The sequence below is a fragment of the Pseudomonas sp. B329 genome (assembly GCF_023127835.1).
Classification (GTDB): Bacteria; Pseudomonadota; Gammaproteobacteria; order Pseudomonadales; family Pseudomonadaceae; genus Aquipseudomonas; species Aquipseudomonas synxantha_A.
Genome location: NZ_SPKP01000019.1, coordinates 19,911 through 35,673 on the forward strand (window position 1 = coordinate 19,911; position 15,763 = coordinate 35,673).

Consider the following 15,763-nt stretch of genomic DNA (forward strand, 5'->3'; position numbering starts at 1 on the left):
AAATCGGCGTGCTCAAGTGATACAAAGCCTGCGTCATGATCATGGTCTGATGTTGTAAGTGGTATCGCCGGACTTGTTGTTGAGCTGATAATTCAAGCCCAGTCCAACCCCTTTGTTAACCGGAAACAGCTTGGTGAAGTACATATCCACGGCCTCCACCGTCGCGCCGATGCCCGACTGCGGCACGAAGATCAAATCGCCGCGCTGCAACGCCACCCGCGGGTGATTGGGGTTGGTCAACATGCTCTCCAGGCTGATGAAGTACGTCCTGTACTTGCCATCTGGCCCGGTGCGCAGCAAGGCCACGTTGGAGGCATCCGCCGAGGGCAATACACCACCGGAACTGAGCAGTGCCTGCTCGACGCTGACGTTGCCGGCCAGGTCGAAAAACGCCGGGTTGGACACCGCACCGCCGATAAACACCTTGTTGCTCGGTGCGCTGGCGATGTTCACCGTCACCGCGGGTTCGCGGTAGATGCGCTTGTACTTCTCGGTGATTTCCTTGCCCAGGTCTTCGGGCGTGCGCAGGGCGGCCTTGACCCGGCCAATATTGGGTACCGAGATCACGCCGTCGGGGCGCACGACGAATACGGTCATGTCATCGGCCGCCGCCGGTTCCTGGGCGTCGCGCACGATCCGCAGCGAGTCGCCGGTCTGGATCAGCACCTGGGGTGGTGGCAGGTCGGCCAGGGTCAGCGCCGCTTGATGGCCGGCCTTGAGCGTATTGTTGTCAGGAAGCGGCACCCGCGCGGGGGTCGAACAGCCCGCCAGCCAGATTGAGGCACTCAAGAGGCTGAGCAGGGTAAGACGGGAACGTCGGTTGGTAGTCTTCATGACGGCTCAAGTCCAGTAGGTGGAAAACATGCCCAGACGCCGTTTAAGCGAGTTGGGCAAGTGGCGTTCAAGGTGGCCGAGGCGATAACCCAGCAATTTAAAGGCGCTGCGCATTACTACTTCTGGCGCACGGTGCAGCGCGTTCGCCTCGCGCAATGCGCGCAGTTCGGCCAGCACATAACGCTTACCTTCGCCGCCGGCGTCGCCGAACGCCTGGCGAATCCACGCCTCGCGGCCGTAGAACACACCGATATCGAAGTAGCGCTTGAACTCGTCCAGCAAGCGGTAATCGTGGGAGTGATAAACCTGCGCACTGGCGGCGTAGCGCACCTGGTAGCCGGCCAGCAACATGCGTGCGGCGACGTAGGCGTCTTCGCTGCCAATCACATCCTGGGGGAAACCACCCACCGCCTGCAGGGCGCTGCGTCGGTACACCGAAAACGAGTCGGAGCTGAAGCAGGTCTTGATCCCTAGTTGCGGTGCATCGGCCAGGCTTTTGCTGCGGCTGGCCGCCGGGTAATTGAAGTGCCGCGACTGTGCCCCCAGCACCCCTGCACCGGGGTGCGGCAGCTGCCGTCCATAGGCCACGCCATTGAGCGGCTCCAGTTGCAATTCGGCGATCAGGTTGGCGAACGTCTCGGCCGTGGCGGGGATTGCGTCCTGAGTCATGACGATCAAAGCGTCGCCGCCCACCTGTTCACTGGCCCAGCGCCGAGTGCCGCCGTGGTTGAAGTCGCGGGCATCAATCACCTCCACGCGCGCGCCAAACTCGCGAAAGCGCGCCACGGTGTCATCGCTCGATGCGCTGTCGACCACCAGCATCTCGTCCGGTTGCAGGGTTTGCATGCGCAGCGCCGGCAGTAAGCGGTCCAGATGGCTGGCCGCGTTGCGGGTGGGGATGATCAGGGACGTGCGCATCAGGGTTTCTCTTCCACCGGCGCGCGGCCGTAGATGTCGTCATAACGCACGATGTCGTCTTCGCCCAGGTACTCACCGCTCTGTACCTCAATCATCACCAGATCGATGATGCCGGGGTTGGTCAGGCGGTGTTTGTGGCCGGCGGGAATATAGGTGGACTCGTTCATATTGAGCAGGATTTCGCGCTCGCCATTGGTGATCATCGCTGCGCCGCTGACCACTACCCAATGCTCGCTGCGGTGATGGTGCATTTGCAGGGACAGCGAGCCTTTGGGCTTGACCACAATGCGCTTGATTTTGAAGCGCGTGCTTTCTTCCAGCACCGTGTAGGTGCCCCACGGGCGGGTGACTGTGCGATGCAGACTGAACGCCGGGTGATTCTGGCGCTTGAGTTCGGCGACGATATAGCGCACGTCCTGGCTGCGGTGCGCGTCGGCGATCAACAGTGCGTCCGGGGTGTCGACGATGATCAGATCGCGCACGCCCACTGCACCGAGTACCCGCTTGGGCGAGTCGATATAGCAGTTATGCACGTCGTGCAGGATCGCTTCGCCATTGATCTGGTTGCCATTGTCGTCACTGGGCGTGAGTTCGCGCAGGGCTTCCCAGGAGCCAATATCGCTCCAGCCAATGTTGCAGGGCACTACCGCGACCTTTGCGGATTTTTCCATCAAGGCCACGTCGATAGAGATGTCCGGCGCGGTGCCGAAACCTTCCGGGCTCAGTTCGCGCTGGCGACTGCTGCTGTTTTGCAGGCTCTGGCTATGCTCGAGTGCAGCCTTGGCTGCGTCCAGGACTGCCGGGGCGTGGCTGGCCAATTCGTCCACCAGGCTGGCCGCCTTGAAGCAGAACATGCCGGCATTCCACAGGTGCTTGCCGCCGTCCAGGTAGCCTTGGGCGGTGACCTGGTCGGGCTTTTCGACAAAGCGCTGGACCTGGAACCCCGCCCCCAGGGGCGCCCCTTGTTCGATATAACCAAAGCCGGTTTCCGCACGGTCAGGCTGGATGCCAAAGGTCACCAGGTAACCGGCCTCGGCCAGTGCGCGGGCTTTTTCCACTGCTTGGGCAAACGCGCTCTCATCCAGGATCAAATGGTCGGCGGGCATCACCAGCAACTGCGCGTCCGCGCCGAAATGCTCCTGCACATGCAAGGCGGCCACGGCGATTGCGGCAGCGGTGTTGCGACCAAACGGCTCCAGCAGCAGGTCGAGGGCCAATCGCTGGGTGTTCACCGCGCGGTAGTCATCGAGGGTGCGAAACAGTAGGTCACGATTGGTCACTGTCAGGATGCTCTCCACCCCCGGCAAGTGGCTGGCGCGCAGGAAGGTCTTTTGCAGCAGGCTCTGGTCGTCGCGCATGCGCATGAAGGGTTTGGGCATGTTCTGCCGCGAAACCGGCCACAGCCGCGTGCCCGAACCACCGGAGATGATGCACGGGATCAATCCGTTAAGAGGGTTCATCAATAAACTTCCTTGGTGGAAAGGACGGCCGGAACCGTCATGAAAACGATGTACAGATCCAGCCACACCGACCATTTGGCGATGTATTCCAGGTCGTATTCGACTCGCTTCTGGATTTTGAACAGGGTGTCGGTCTCGCCACGGTAGCCATTGATCTGTGCCCAGCCGGTGATGCCTGGCTTGACCCGGTGGCGTGAGCTGTATTCGCTGACCGCTTGCTCGAACGGAACCCCGGCGGCCTTGGTGGCCGTGGCGTGGGGGCGCGGGCCGACCATCGACATATTGCCCAGCAGCACGTTGAACAGTTGTGGCAGCTCATCAATGCTGGTCTTGCGAATGATCCTGCCTACCCGGGTGATGCGCGGGTCCTGGCGTGTGGTCTGGTTCTCGGCGTTGAGGTCGGTCTGTTCGACGTACATCGAGCGGAACTTGAACACTCGGATCAGGTTGTCGTTGTAGCCAAAGCGCTTCTGGCGAAACAGCACCGGGCCCTTGGAATCGAGTTTGATCGCGATGGCCGTCGCCAGCATCACCGGTGACAGCAACAACAGGCCGAGGCTGGCCAGCAGCAGGTCTTCGCAACGCTTGATAAAGGGTGACCAGCCGCGCAGCGGCAACTGCGAGGTGTTGAACATCAAGATGCCGCCCACATCGGTGATGCGGTTATGCCCATAACGCAAGGCAGCCATGTCGGGCACCAGCATGACGTTCACCGACATCTGCCGCAGGCGTTTGACCAGCCCGTTGATACGCTGCTCGGCAGCCCAGGGCAGGGTGATCATGACCTGGTTGACCTGTTCGGAGCGGATCAGCTTTTCCAGGTCGCGGGTATTGCCCAGCAAGGGCAGGCGGCTCAATTCCTTGGGAATGCGCTCGGTACGGTCGTCGATAAAGCCGATCAGGCCGGAACGGATATCGCTGTTGCGCGACAGGTGTTCAGCCACATGCACCGCCGTCTCGGTAAAACCCAGGATCACCGTACGCTGCAAGAATTTGCCGTTCTTCATCAAATGGCGATACAGGCGCAGCATCAATATCCGCTCCACGCCAAACAGCACCAGGCTCATGGAGAACCAAGCCGCCAGGTTGCGTGGGCTCAACTGTGGGAACAGCAGCAGGATCTGGTACATGAACAGCAGGATGCAAAACGCTGAGACCCAGGCCACCAGCATCACGCGAAAACGCAGGCGATTGCTGAACAGATCCTCGGAGTACACCCCCAGGGCCTGGAACAGAATGATGGTCAAGAGCGCAAAGAATACCAGCAGGCCAAGGTAGTGGTTGCGCATGTGCTCGGCGACGGGTTCCGGGTAGAACAACAGGATAATTGCCGGCACTACAGCAGTGAGGCCGTGGATCAGTTTTACGAAGACGACAAAAAACTCAACGAAACCGGGACGAGTCAAAAACAGGCTATCGACCGACGATTTACCGCGCATAGATCAGATCCTCAATACACCACCAGAACGTTCCTATTCGTTTTGCTCATCCATAAGGCAGGTTTGCTTTACAAGTGGTGCAAATCGAACAACTGCAGTTGCTGGGTAATACGTAATGCCTGTTCAGACGCAGGAATTTACGGAGTGATGGCTAAATAGTGGCTTCCTTGAGGTTCCGTGTCAATGATTTGGCTTTTTTTGCCGTTGCCTTCAATGGCTCTCATGAGGCCCCCATGATATGACGATTTATTGACATGAGAGGCCGTGCTTTCAGAAAAATCGAGAATCGATGATGGCTTTTTGGAGTGTAGGAACAAACGTGGGGATTTGCCTGCCAGCGAAAAAAAGCTTTTTTTTGACAGAAGCAGGGCGGGGGAAGGGGGGTTGTCGAACCAGAGCCGGCTTGCCGGCTCTGGTGCAAGGACTGCTGATGTTTAGAAGTTGCCTTTGAGGCTCAGCGTGAGGTTGCGCGGCTCTCCATAAAGATTACCCCAGCCTGAGGTACCCACGGTCTGGTAGTAGTTTTTATCGAACAGGTTGTTGCCGTTGAGCGCCACAGTCCAGGTGTCGTCCACCTGATACGCAATGCGCGCATTCCACAACGCATACCCGGCCTGTTCCAGTTTGATAGTTTGCAACCGGTAGTTGCTGCTTTGGGCGTTGACCCCTGCGCCGACTGTCCATTTTGACAGTGCACCGTCCAACTGGTAGTCGCCCCACAAACGCAGCATATGCCTTGGTACGTAGGTGTTGGACACCGCGCCTTCGGCTGCGCTGTCGATGTTCTTCAGGTTCTTGGTTTGCGTGTAGGTGTAGCCGCCAAACACTTGCAGGCGTTCAAGCAATTCGCCGCTCAGCTCGGCCTCGACCCCTTGGGCGCGAACTTTGCCCGTGTCGGTGTAGCAGTAGCCGTCAGAGGAACTGCCGCAGCGGGTCTCGAAATCGGTTTGGGCGGCGTTTTTTTCGATGGCGCGAAACAGCGCCAGGGAGCTGTTGAGGCGCCCGTCAAACCATTCGCCCTTGATACCCAGCTCATAGTTCTCACCCATTTTCGGCTTGAGCGCCGAACCGCTGACCGTGGCGTAGGAGCTTTGTGGCTGGAAGATATCGGCGTAGCTGGCGTACACCGAAAGGTTGTCATTGAGGTCGTAGATCAGCGCGGCAAACGGCGTGACCACGCCGGTTTCCTTGGTGCGTGCATCCTGGTCGGCCCACTCGCCCCAGGCCAGGTTCAAGGACTCACGGCGGTTTTCATACCAACTGACGCGACTGCCGAGAACCAGCATCAACGGTTCGGCCAGGCGCAGGCGCAAGGTGGCGTAGGCGCCGTATTGGGTGGCGGTTTCCTTGACCGTGCCGCCACGGTACATGTTGGGCCAGAAGGTATCGTCGGCAGGTTCCGGGAAGTGGTGGTTGGGGTTGAAAACGCTTTGGCGCTGGGGCAGGTTGCGGATCGCGTAGACATCGTCCTGGGTGCCACGACTGCCATTGGCGCCGAGGATCAACTCATGTTGCAGGCCAAACGCTTCAAATTGACCATCAATGTAGGCATCCAGGCCGTAGTCCTTGTGATCGTAATCCAGCAGCGCGGCGTAGCTGGTGAGCGTAGGGGCCGGGTTGCCATAGTCCACGGTGCTTTCGCTGGCGGCGTATTTGATGTCTTGCAGGTTGCGGCTATGCACGGCGCTGACTTTGAGCTTCCAGTCGTCGTTGAAGTGATGGGTCAGATCGGCGAACAGCGTGGTGCGCTGGCTTTGCCAATCGTTCCAGGCCTGGCCCAGGCAGGTGGAGCGGCTCAGGCCGAGGCTTTTGCCGTCGCGGTAGCGCGGCAGGCCGCTCCAGCACGGTGTGGCGTCGACATCCTCATAGCTGGCGCCGAAGCCTAGGGTGGTGTCAGGGCTGACATCCATGTCCAGCGCCGCGTAAAACGCCTGGTCCTGGCGCTTGGCAAGGTCCATGTAGGAGCCACGATTCTGCTGGCTGACCGACGCACGGCCGCGCACCGTGCCGCTGTCGTTCAACGGGCCGCCGGTGTCGAGTTCGGCGTGGTAGTTATCCCAGGTGCCCGCCGACAGCCCGAGGCTGGTGGTCGGGGTGGCTTGGGGCCGCTTACGCACGAAGTTCACTGCACCGCTGGCGGTGCCGGCGCCCTTGAGCATACCGGCGGCGCCTTTTAGCACCTCTACCCGGTCATAAATCGCCATGTTCGCGCTGAAACTGTCGGCCTGTATGTAGTCCTTGCCGATGTCCAGCGGCACACCATCGAACTGGTACTGACCGAGCATCTTGAAGCCCCGGGAGTAAAAATACTTGCCGCCCATGGGCGACTCGTAGCTGGTGATCCCCGGCGTGCGCTCCAGCAATTGGTCGATGGTGGTGATGTTCTGGTCATCCATCAGCTTGCGGGTCATCACGCTCACCGATTGCGGCGTGCGTCGCAGGCTGTGTTCACCCTTGCCGATGGTCACCGCACCGGTGGTGTAGGAACCGCTGCCTTCGGTGGTGGCGCCTAGACGATCACCAGTGATGGTGGTGGCGCCCAGGTTCAGTGCCGAGCCGGCTTGCTGCTGAGGTAGCAGTAACCAGGCGTTCTGGCCCTGGCTTTGCGCCTGCAAACCCTGGCCCTGAAGCAACTGGCTCAGGGCCTGTTGTGGGGCCAGGGTGCCGCTCAGCCCCGGGCTGCTTTTGCCGGCCACGCTGCCCGCGTCATACGACAGGCTGATACCGGCCTGCCGCGCAAACTGATCAAGGGCGCCGGCCAGAGGCCCGGGCGCAATATTCCAGGTGCGGGCCTGGCGCTCGCTGCCGGGTTCCTGGGCTGTTGCGGTATACGGCAAAGCGCTGGCTGCCACGCACGCGCCAAGAAGAGTGGCATTGAGGGCGTGTCTGAGGGGGGAACGCTTGGAGGGGAACGCTTGCATGACCGCGGGATGCTCCTGAAGGAAGTGGACAACACCGGCCTGTTGATCGGCCTTTCCTTACAGGTCGAATGGCAATGAGAATTCACCTCATTTATTTTCGGCCGCTCAAACCCGAGCGGAGACGGTCACCCAATAGGGGCTGCGGTAGGTCACATTGATCGACAACGATTGCGCCACCAGCTTGAGTACCTGATCGGTGTCTTCCAGTTGATAGGTGCCCGAAACCCGCAGCCCCGCGACGGCTTCGCTGCAACGGAGCAAGCCGTTGCGGTAGCGGCCCAGTTCGGCCAGGAAGTCGTCAAGGCGCATATTGTGGGCGCTGATGACGCCGTCGCTCCAGGCCCAGGGATCCAGGCCATTGGTGGGAGAAGGGCGAATGCCGCTACGGTTGAACAGCACCTGTTCGCCCGGCTTGATCATTTGGCGTGAGCTGGCGTCATGGCTGTCGGCATACACCGCGACCGCACCCTGCTGCACAGCCAGCAGCGTGCCTTGGGCTTCTTCACGTACCACAAAGCGCGTGCCGAGGGTGCGCAGGTAACCATCGCGGGTGTGCACCCAGAACGGACGGTTGTCAGCGCCGGTATTGACCAACACTTCACCCTGACGCAGGTTCACCAGACGCCGCTCGGCATTCAGGGTGATATCGATGGCACTGGCGCTGTTGAGCTGGACCTTGCTGCCATCGTTCAATGCCACCCAGCGCCGCTCGCCGGTGGCCGTGCGGTAGTCCGCCATCAGGGCGGGCAGGGGCGTGTAGTCGCGACCCAGCCAGGCCAACCCGGCGGCGCCGGCCAACAACCCCAGCAGCTTCAAGCCTTCACGCCGACTGATACGTTGGCGCGCGCCATCGAGGGCATGGCGACTGACATGCGCCGGCAGTTGGGTGAAGTCGTCATTCATGGTCGCCACGCGCTGCCACGCCAGTTGATGCGCGGCGCTGGTGTGCAGCCACTGCTCAAAGGCCGCCGTGCTGGCGTCGTCAGCGGTGTTGAAGCGCAGCTTGATCATCCACTGGATGGCCTGGTCCACCAGGCGCGGATCAGCATTCGGCATAACGTAACCGATAGCAGGCGTGCAGCGCCTTGGACAGATCACGCTCCACCGTGGCCTTGGACACGCCCAGGCGCAAAGCGATTTGCGCGCAGGTCAGGCCGTCCAGTTGGGCCAACAGAAACGCCTCGCGCACCCGTGGCTTGAGCTGGTCGAGCAAACGGTCGATGCGCGCCAGGCTGTCGAGGATCAGCAGGCGGGTTTCTTCGCTCGGCACCTCGACTTGAGGAAAGTGCGCCAGGCTTTCCAGGTAGGCACGTTCCAGTTCGCGGCGTCGGTATTGGTCGATCATCAAACTGCGCGCGATGCTGCTCAAGTAAGCACGCGGCTGCTGCAGGGTTTGTTGCTTGCGCGCGTTGAGCAGGCGCACAAAGGTTTCCTGCGCCAGGTCAGCGGCGTGTTCACGGCAGCCGGTGCGTCGGCTCAACCAGCCGCGCAGCCAGGAATGGTGGGCTTGGTATAGCTGGCCGATGGCGGCATGGTCCAGTGGGTGATCGCTCGACATGGTCATCCTGGCGCAGCAGGCTTAATTGATAATGTTTCGCATTCTAGACGTTGGTTGTGGCATTCAGCAATCACTGGTTTGCTGCGTCAGTAATGTATCCAGCACAATTTTTGTAGAGCCTGCGAGCGCCGTGCTGACGCTGATCGCGAGTGTGTTTCACGTGCTGCTGGGCATGTTTGGCGGGGTGCTCAGCCGCTTCTTCGCCAAACGCACCAAAAGCGCCTGGCTGCAGAAGTGGGGTTTGGCGGCGGTGCTGATGGCGTTGGCCGTGCGCTTGGCGGTGATGTCGCGTCCTGCCTGACGACACGCGGGAAGCCAAGCAGGTTTCTGTGTGGCGAGGGAGCTTGCTCCCGTAACGGCCTGCCAGTCGATGCTCATTTACCTGACACCTCACAATCCAATTGTGGGAGCTGGCTTGCCTGCGATGGCGGCCTGACAGGCGATGCTTCTCTACCTGACACCCCGCGATCCAAATGTGGGAGCGGGCTTGCTCGCGAAGGCGGCCTGACAGCCGACACAGTCATACCGAGTACATATCCATTCCTGCGGTAACGGCCACTCAGGGTTCCGCCCTGACGGCGGCTCACTTTTGAACAGCGTGTCCGGTCCGTACAGGTTGAAGGTTCGCAACGCAGTGTGGTGTTGGGGATTTGCCGGATGGTAGAGGGCGTTCAGTTGCTGGTTGATCGGGTAGTAGAGGGAGGCGGCGAGACGCGAGCGCAGTAACGGCGATGCCTGTCAGTTAAGAAACAGCGCTGTACTGTGGCGAGGGAGATTGCTCCCTCGCCACGGATGAACATTCACCCCAACCGCGCAGCCGCCCGCGCAACAATCTCCCCACGCACTCTGCGTGACTCCACCGTGCGCTTGTTGGCTTCCTCCAGCACATGCCGGGGCGCAGTCTCCGGGCGGCCGGAGTCAAACGGTGGGGCCGGCGCATATTCGATCTGCAGTTGCACCAGTTGCGCCGCCGCTTCGCTGTACAACTCTGCGGCCAGGGTCAGGGCAAAGTCGATGCCGGCGGTGATCCCGCCGCCGGTAAACAGGTTGCCGTCACGCACCACGCGCTCCTGCACGGGAACAGCACCGAGCGGGGCGAGCAGGTGGTGGTAGGCCCAGTGGGTGGTGGCCTTGCGACCGCGCAGCAACCCTGCTGCGCCCAATACCAATGAGCCGGTGCACACCGAGGTCAGGTAGCGCACTGTCTGTGCCTGGGCCTTGAGAAAATCCAGGGTTTGCGGGTCTTCCATCAACGGGCCCACACCGGCGCCACCGGGTACGCAGAGCACATCCAGGTTCGGGCAGTCGGCGTAAGTGATGGTCGGCGTGAACACCAGGCCAGTGCTGGAGGTGATCGGTGCGAGGTCTTTCCACACCAGGTGCAGCTTCACGTCTGGCAGCGAACCGAGGACATCATAGGGGCCGGTAAGGTCCAGTTGCTGGATGCCGGGGAACAACAGAAAGCCGATCTGCAAGGTCATGGTGCAAGCTCCGAAAAGAATGGACGACCTCACTGTAGAAGCCTAGGCTTTGGCGGGTACGCCATTGAGCCCACTAATCACGCCAATCATGCCCAAGATTATTCATGTACTCGCTTTTGAAAATGCCCAGGTGCTCGATGTCACCGGGCCTATGCAAGTGTTTGCGTCGGCTAATGACCTGTTGCGCCAACGTGGTTTACCGTTGCCCTACGCGGTGAACGTGATCGCCGCTCAGCCTGAACCGGTGAGGACTTCTGCCGGCCTGGCGCTGCTGGCTGAACCGCTGCCCGCCATCGACGCGCCTTGCGATACCCTGGTGATCGCCGGTGGCTGGGGCGTGTACGCTGCCGCCGAAGACCCGACACTGGTGCAATGGGTGCGCGATAAATCCCGGCACACCCGGCGCATGGCTTCGGTGTGCACCGGGGCCTTTCTGCTGGCCGCCAGCGGTTTGCTCGATGGTTGCCGAGTGGCCACGCACTGGACGCGGTGTGAAGAACTGGCGCGCAAGTTTCCCGCACTCACGGTGGAGGCCAATCCGATTTTCATCCAGCAGGGCGCCGTGTGGACGTCTGCTGGTGTGACCGCCGGGATCGACCTGTGCCTGGCCCTGGTAGAGGATGACCTGGGTCGCGCCATTGCCTTGGAAGTGGCGCGCCACTTGGTGGTATTCCTCAAGCGCCCTGGCGGTCAGTCGCAATTTAGCGTGACGTTATCCCTGCAAAGGAGCGACAGCCGCTTTGCCGACCTGCACGCTTGGATCGCCGACCATCTGACGCTGGATCTGAACATCGCCACCCTGGCGGCCCAGGCTGGCATGAGCGAGCGTAGCTTTGTGCGCCATTACCGCGCCGAGACCGGCCAGACCCCGGCCCGGGCCGTGGAACTGATCCGTGTCGAAACTGCGCGCCGGCAATTGGCAGACAGCACGACCTCCATCAAACGTATCGCCATGCAGTGCGGTTTTGGCTGTGAAGAGACTTTGCGCCGCAGCTTTGTGCGGGCCTTGTCAGTGACGCCTCAAGCTTACCGGGAGCGTTTTTCAGCGCTCCAGTAGTTCCAGCAATGCTTCAAGCGTGACCCGGGGCGCTTCCTGGAAAACATTATGACCAATGCCTGGCAAAACCTGCCGGCGATAAAAACCACTGAAGTGCTCCACATCGTCATCCTCAAGCGACGGCGGGCCCACACCGTCGTCGGCCCCGCATAACGAAATGCTGGGCACCGTTATCGCCGGTTGCTGCACCAATGCCTGCTCAATGGATTCCAGCGCGGGATCACCCGGCGCATACATGAAACGATGGCGGTAAGAGTGAATCACCACCGCGACAAAGTCCGGGTTATCAAATGACGGCGCAGTCTTGCCATACAGACTTGGCCCTTCACGCCAGGTCGGCGACCAAAGCCGCCATAACAACTCACACAGCTCTTGTCGATTGGCGGTCAAACCGTCGACTCCACGCTGGGTGTGGAAGTAATACTGGTACCATAATCGATGCTCGGTTTCCGGTGCCCGAGGCTCGAGGGACTGGGCGATGTCCTGGATGTTGTAACCGTCCCCCGTCACCAAGCCGCGTACCCGCTCGGGCCATAGCGCCGCGACAATACACGCCGCGCGCCCACCCCAGTCATACCCGGCGAGCGTGGCCTGCTTAATGGACAGCGCATCCATGAAATCCAGCAGGTCCTTGGCCAACGCCGCCTGTTGGCCGGAGCGCATGACCTGGTCGTTGATAAACCGCGTCGGGCCATAACCGCGCAAATAGGGGACCAACACCCGATAACCACGCTCGGCCAGCACCGGCGCGATTTCGTCATAACCGCGAGGGTCATAAGGGAAACCATGCAGCAGGATCACCGGCTCGCCTGCGATGGGGCCGTGGGTTTCATAAGCCACGTCTAGCATGGACGTGCGCACATACAACAGCGGGGCAGGGGACGTCAGGGTTGCCATACAGTCTTCTCCCCACTGAGTTTGCGGTCCAGGAAGGTTGCCGCACTGATCAATGCCAGGTGGCTCAACGCCTGAGGTGTGTTGCCCAAGTGCCGAGCCTGGCTGTCGAATTCTTCGGCGTACAGTCCCAGCGGGTTGGCGTAGCGCAGCAGCTGTTCGAACTCCAGGTGGGCCTTTTCCACTTGCCCGGCGCGGGCCAGGCATTCCACGTACCAGAACGAGCAGGCGGCAAATGCGCCTTCGGTGCCTTGCAGGCCATCGATCTGGCTGTCGTCATTGCGGTAGCGGTAGACCATGCCGTCGCGCACCAGGCTTTTCTGGATCGCTTCCAGCGTCGCCAGCCAGCGCGGGTCGGTGGCCGCAACGAAGCGCACCAGCGGCATCAACAGCATCGAGCCGTCCAGCGCCGTGCTGCCGATATGCTGGACGAAATGCCCGCGCTCTTCGTTCCAGAAGTTGCTCCAGATGTCGGCGTAGATAGCCTGGCGTGTCTGGTCCCAGCGCGCGAATGGGGCGGGCAGCGAGCGTTTGGAGGCGAGGCGAATAGCTCGGTCCAAGGCCACCCAGCACATCAGGCGCGAGTGCAGAAAGTGGTGTTGCTCGCCGCGCATTTCCCAGATGCCTACGTCTTTGCGGTTCCAGATCTCACACACTTGGTCGACCACTTCCACCGTATGTTTCCAGCCTTCGTGGGAAATGGCTTCGCCGTACTTGTTGACCAGATACACCGCGTCCATCAGTTCGCCGTAGATATCCAGCTGGATCTGGTCGAACGCTTCGTTGCCCACGCGCACCGGCTGGGCGCCGCCGTGGCCGCGCAAATGATCGAGTGTGGTTTCCGGCAACTCCTGGCGACCGTCGATGCCGTAGAGAATATTGATTTTGGTCGGCTGGCCGCAGCAGTCGCTGACTCTGCCTTTGAGCCAGCGCATATAGGCGTTGGCTTCCTCGACAAACCCCAGGCGCATGAACGCGTAGACGGTAAACGACGCATCGCGTATCCAGGTATAGCGGTAATCCCAGTTGCGCTCGCCGCCGGGGCTTTCCGGCAGGCCGAAGGTGGCGGCGGCGATGATTGCGCCGTGCTTGCGCGAGGTCAAAAGCTTCAACGCCAAGGCTGAGCGGTTGACCATTTCGCGCCAGCGCCCACGGTAATTGGACTGGGAGATCCAGCCGCGCCAGAACTTGAGGGTGCGTTCCAGGTACAGGTCCGTGCAGTTGTTGACCACCCGCGGATCATCCTGGCCGCCGAGCACAAATTCGGCGCCCTCGTCCTGGGCCAGGGTGAAGCGGGATACGACTGCATTTTCTTCGAGGGTCAGCGGGTGGCTGCCTACCAGGCGCAGGCCGGGCTGACCGTCGGCGCTGAACAGCACGCCGCTGTCATCGGCTGTGGTGTGGGTCTTGGCACGGGCGTAGTCGTGGCGCACGGCGCAACGCAGGTGCAGAGTTGCCTGGCCACTGACTACCCGTACGCGGCGAATCAGCAGCGGCAAATCGTCAACGTCTTCGCTGACGGCCAGCAGGTCGGTGATTTCCACCACCGCCTCGTCACTCAGCCAGCGTGTTTGCAGCACGTTGGTGTCAGGCAGGTAGATCTGCTCGCGGCGGGCGTTGGGCAGGTCCGGGGTAAGCTGGAAGGTACCGGCGTCGGGCGTGTCGAGCAGTGCGCAGAAGATCGACGGGCTGTCGAATTCCGGCCAGCAGAAAAAATCGATGCTGCCACGGTCGTTTACCAGTGCGGCACTGCGCATGTCGCCGATGATGCCGTGGGCATCGATGGCGCTTTGGGGTTCTTTTTTCAGATCAACCATTGCCGCGAAACTCCGGATAAAGGCTCATGCCGCCATCGATGAACAACGTACTGCCGACCACGTAATCAGAAGCATCACTGGCCAGCCACACCACTGCATTGGCCACATCTTCTACATCGCCGATGCGGCCATAAGGAATCAATTTGAGCAACTCTTTCTCCGCAGCGCCTTCAGTGGCTGCGCGGTTGATCGCCGTGCGAATCGCCCCCGGCGCAACGCCGTTGATGCGGATACGTTGCTCGCTGACTTCCTGGGCGAGGGTGCGCATCAGCATCTCCACGCCGCCCTTGGACGCTGCATAATTCACATGCCCGGCCCACGGAATGACTTGATGCACCGAACTCATATGGATGATTTTGCCGGCCGCTCGTGACACCCCCTCACGAACGCCCTGACGATTGAAGATACGCACCGCCGCTCGGGCACAGAGGAACTGCCCGGTGAGGTTGACACCGATCACGGTGTTCCAGTCCTCAAGGCTCATGTCGACCAGGTTGGCGTCTTTTTGCAGGCCGGAGTTGGCCACCAGAATATCCAGGTGGCCGAAGGCATCGAGGGTCTGTGCGAACAGGCGCTCGACATCAGCCTCCTTGGACACATCGCCACCGATGGCAAGCGCCCGACCGCCGTTGGCATTGATCTGTGCGGCAAGGGCCTCGGCGGGGGCCGCCTGGGAGTTGTAGTTAAGCACCACTGCCGCGCCCGCGTCGGCCAGGGCTTTGGCTGCGCCAGCACCGATACCGGAACTGGCGCCGGTGACCAGAGCCACTTGTTGCTGCAAGGAAATCTGCATCGCCCACCCACTGTGTTTATCCGAGTCCTTTCAGCTGACTGGCGACGGGGAGCGGAAGTTCACCGCACGGCTTTTACGCCTAGACCGCGGGCCGCAGGTGTAGCGCCGGGGCGCAAGGCAAAGGTTTATCGTAATATGCTGAAAACAAAAGGTAAGGGATGGAGCAAAGGAATGTGTATGTCGACACGCACCCCAAGGATGAAAAGTTTACTCATTGGCTTATCAGCCGTTTTATCACTGGCTCAGACATCATTGGCTGTTGCGGAAAACAGCAATGGAAAAACGCTCTATCTACAGCGATGCGGCGTGTGCCATGGACCCGATATAAAGGCCACCGGGCCATTGGCTAAAAAAAGCAATCCCCCCACGCCTGACCTTACAACCGCCGCGTTCAAACAGCGGCTGCATGATTATCCGGGCGTGATCGTCTCGTCGATAATACTTCGCCCAAATGGCAACCTGATTCCAAAGACGTTGAAGGACAACGGTGTGAAGATAGCGCCGCACGCGTGGAGCGTTCAGGACTTCCGCGATCTGCATCAATACATGAGTAGCGTGATTTCAAAAAGTTGAGGGGTTTGAGTGCGGCGG

Annotated in this window: 13 protein-coding genes and 1 pseudogene; 3 read left to right on the top strand and 11 right to left on the bottom strand. The window is 60.7% G+C overall.

Translation table 11 applies throughout. The annotated features are described in order from the left end of the window. Positions 1–39: 39 nt before the first annotated feature. The 7 genes from E4P00_RS11860 to E4P00_RS11890 form a co-directional block, all read right to left on the bottom strand. Positions 40–834, bottom strand: coding sequence for a polysaccharide biosynthesis/export family protein (locus E4P00_RS11860; protein WP_078820823.1), 795 nt, complete (start codon positions 832–834; stop codon positions 40–42). A 6-nt stretch (positions 835–840) separates the two neighbouring features. Then, on the bottom strand, positions 841–1,752 hold the full coding sequence (locus E4P00_RS11865; RefSeq protein WP_078820824.1) for a glycosyltransferase: 912 nt from the start codon (positions 1,750–1,752) through the stop codon (positions 841–843). After that, a complete protein-coding gene (locus E4P00_RS11870; RefSeq protein WP_078820825.1) occupies positions 1,752–3,212 on the bottom strand; it encodes a mannose-1-phosphate guanylyltransferase/mannose-6-phosphate isomerase in 1,461 nt (486 codons plus the stop codon). Before E4P00_RS11870 ends, E4P00_RS11865 begins: the two co-directional genes overlap by 1 nt. Beyond that, positions 3,212–4,651 carry an undecaprenyl-phosphate glucose phosphotransferase gene (locus E4P00_RS11875; protein WP_078820826.1) on the bottom strand — a complete coding sequence of 480 codons (1,440 nt, stop codon included), beginning with the start codon at positions 4,649–4,651 and terminating at the stop codon, positions 3,212–3,214. The genes E4P00_RS11870 and E4P00_RS11875 overlap by 1 nt, the downstream gene beginning before the upstream one ends. Positions 4,652–5,085: 434 nt before the next feature. Continuing rightward, positions 5,086–7,572: a TonB-dependent receptor gene (locus tag E4P00_RS11880; RefSeq protein ID WP_248131552.1), complete on the bottom strand. Its 2,487-nt coding sequence runs from the start codon at positions 7,570–7,572 to the stop codon at positions 5,086–5,088. Between the two features lie 105 nt (positions 7,573–7,677). Then, positions 7,678–8,628, bottom strand: coding sequence for a FecR domain-containing protein (locus tag E4P00_RS11885; protein WP_248131554.1), 951 nt, complete (start codon positions 8,626–8,628; stop codon positions 7,678–7,680). Beyond that, positions 8,615–9,130 carry a sigma-70 family RNA polymerase sigma factor gene (locus tag E4P00_RS11890; protein WP_032876877.1) on the bottom strand — a complete coding sequence of 172 codons (516 nt, stop codon included), beginning with the start codon at positions 9,128–9,130 and terminating at the stop codon, positions 8,615–8,617. Before E4P00_RS11890 ends, E4P00_RS11885 begins: the two co-directional genes overlap by 14 nt. A gap of 130 nt (positions 9,131–9,260) precedes the next feature. Here E4P00_RS11890 and E4P00_RS11895 point away from each other — a divergent pair. Beyond that, positions 9,261–9,431: pseudogene (locus E4P00_RS11895) on the top strand (LysE family translocator); the annotation flags it as partial. Positions 9,432–9,930: 499 nt separating this feature from the next. On the opposite strand, the gene E4P00_RS11900 reads toward E4P00_RS11895, so the two are convergent. Then, the gene (locus E4P00_RS11900; RefSeq protein ID WP_122734959.1) at positions 9,931–10,611 is read right to left on the bottom strand and encodes a DJ-1/PfpI family protein; all 681 of its coding nucleotides are present in this window, start codon (positions 10,609–10,611) and stop codon (positions 9,931–9,933) included. 88 nt (positions 10,612–10,699) lie between these two features. On the opposite strand from E4P00_RS11900, the gene E4P00_RS11905 reads away from it, so the two are divergent. Beyond that, positions 10,700–11,668, top strand: a complete 969-nt coding sequence (locus tag E4P00_RS11905; RefSeq protein WP_078820829.1) for a helix-turn-helix domain-containing protein — start codon at positions 10,700–10,702, stop codon at positions 11,666–11,668. Here the strand turns inward: E4P00_RS11905 and E4P00_RS11910 are convergent. The 3 genes from E4P00_RS11910 to E4P00_RS11920 are packed head-to-tail and all read right to left on the bottom strand — an operon-like array spanning position 11,654 to position 15,172. Beyond that, positions 11,654–12,565 (bottom strand): alpha/beta hydrolase, encoded by a 912-nt coding sequence (locus E4P00_RS11910; protein ID WP_216091011.1) that lies wholly within the window; start codon positions 12,563–12,565, stop codon positions 11,654–11,656. The two genes, E4P00_RS11905 and E4P00_RS11910, sit on opposite strands and share 15 nt — an antisense overlap. Continuing rightward, positions 12,553–14,379, bottom strand: coding sequence for a glycoside hydrolase family 15 protein (locus E4P00_RS11915; RefSeq protein WP_248131556.1), 1,827 nt, complete (start codon positions 14,377–14,379; stop codon positions 12,553–12,555). The genes E4P00_RS11910 and E4P00_RS11915 overlap by 13 nt, the downstream gene beginning before the upstream one ends. Then, positions 14,372–15,172 carry a glucose 1-dehydrogenase gene (locus tag E4P00_RS11920; protein ID WP_248131558.1) on the bottom strand — a complete coding sequence of 267 codons (801 nt, stop codon included), beginning with the start codon at positions 15,170–15,172 and terminating at the stop codon, positions 14,372–14,374. The genes E4P00_RS11915 and E4P00_RS11920 overlap by 8 nt, the downstream gene beginning before the upstream one ends. A 177-nt stretch (positions 15,173–15,349) precedes the next feature. Here E4P00_RS11920 and E4P00_RS11925 point away from each other — a divergent pair, with 177 nt between their 5' ends. After that, on the top strand, positions 15,350–15,745 hold the full coding sequence (locus E4P00_RS11925) for a cytochrome c (protein WP_228309670.1): 396 nt from the start codon (positions 15,350–15,352) through the stop codon (positions 15,743–15,745). The last annotated feature ends 18 nt before the right edge of the window (positions 15,746–15,763 follow it).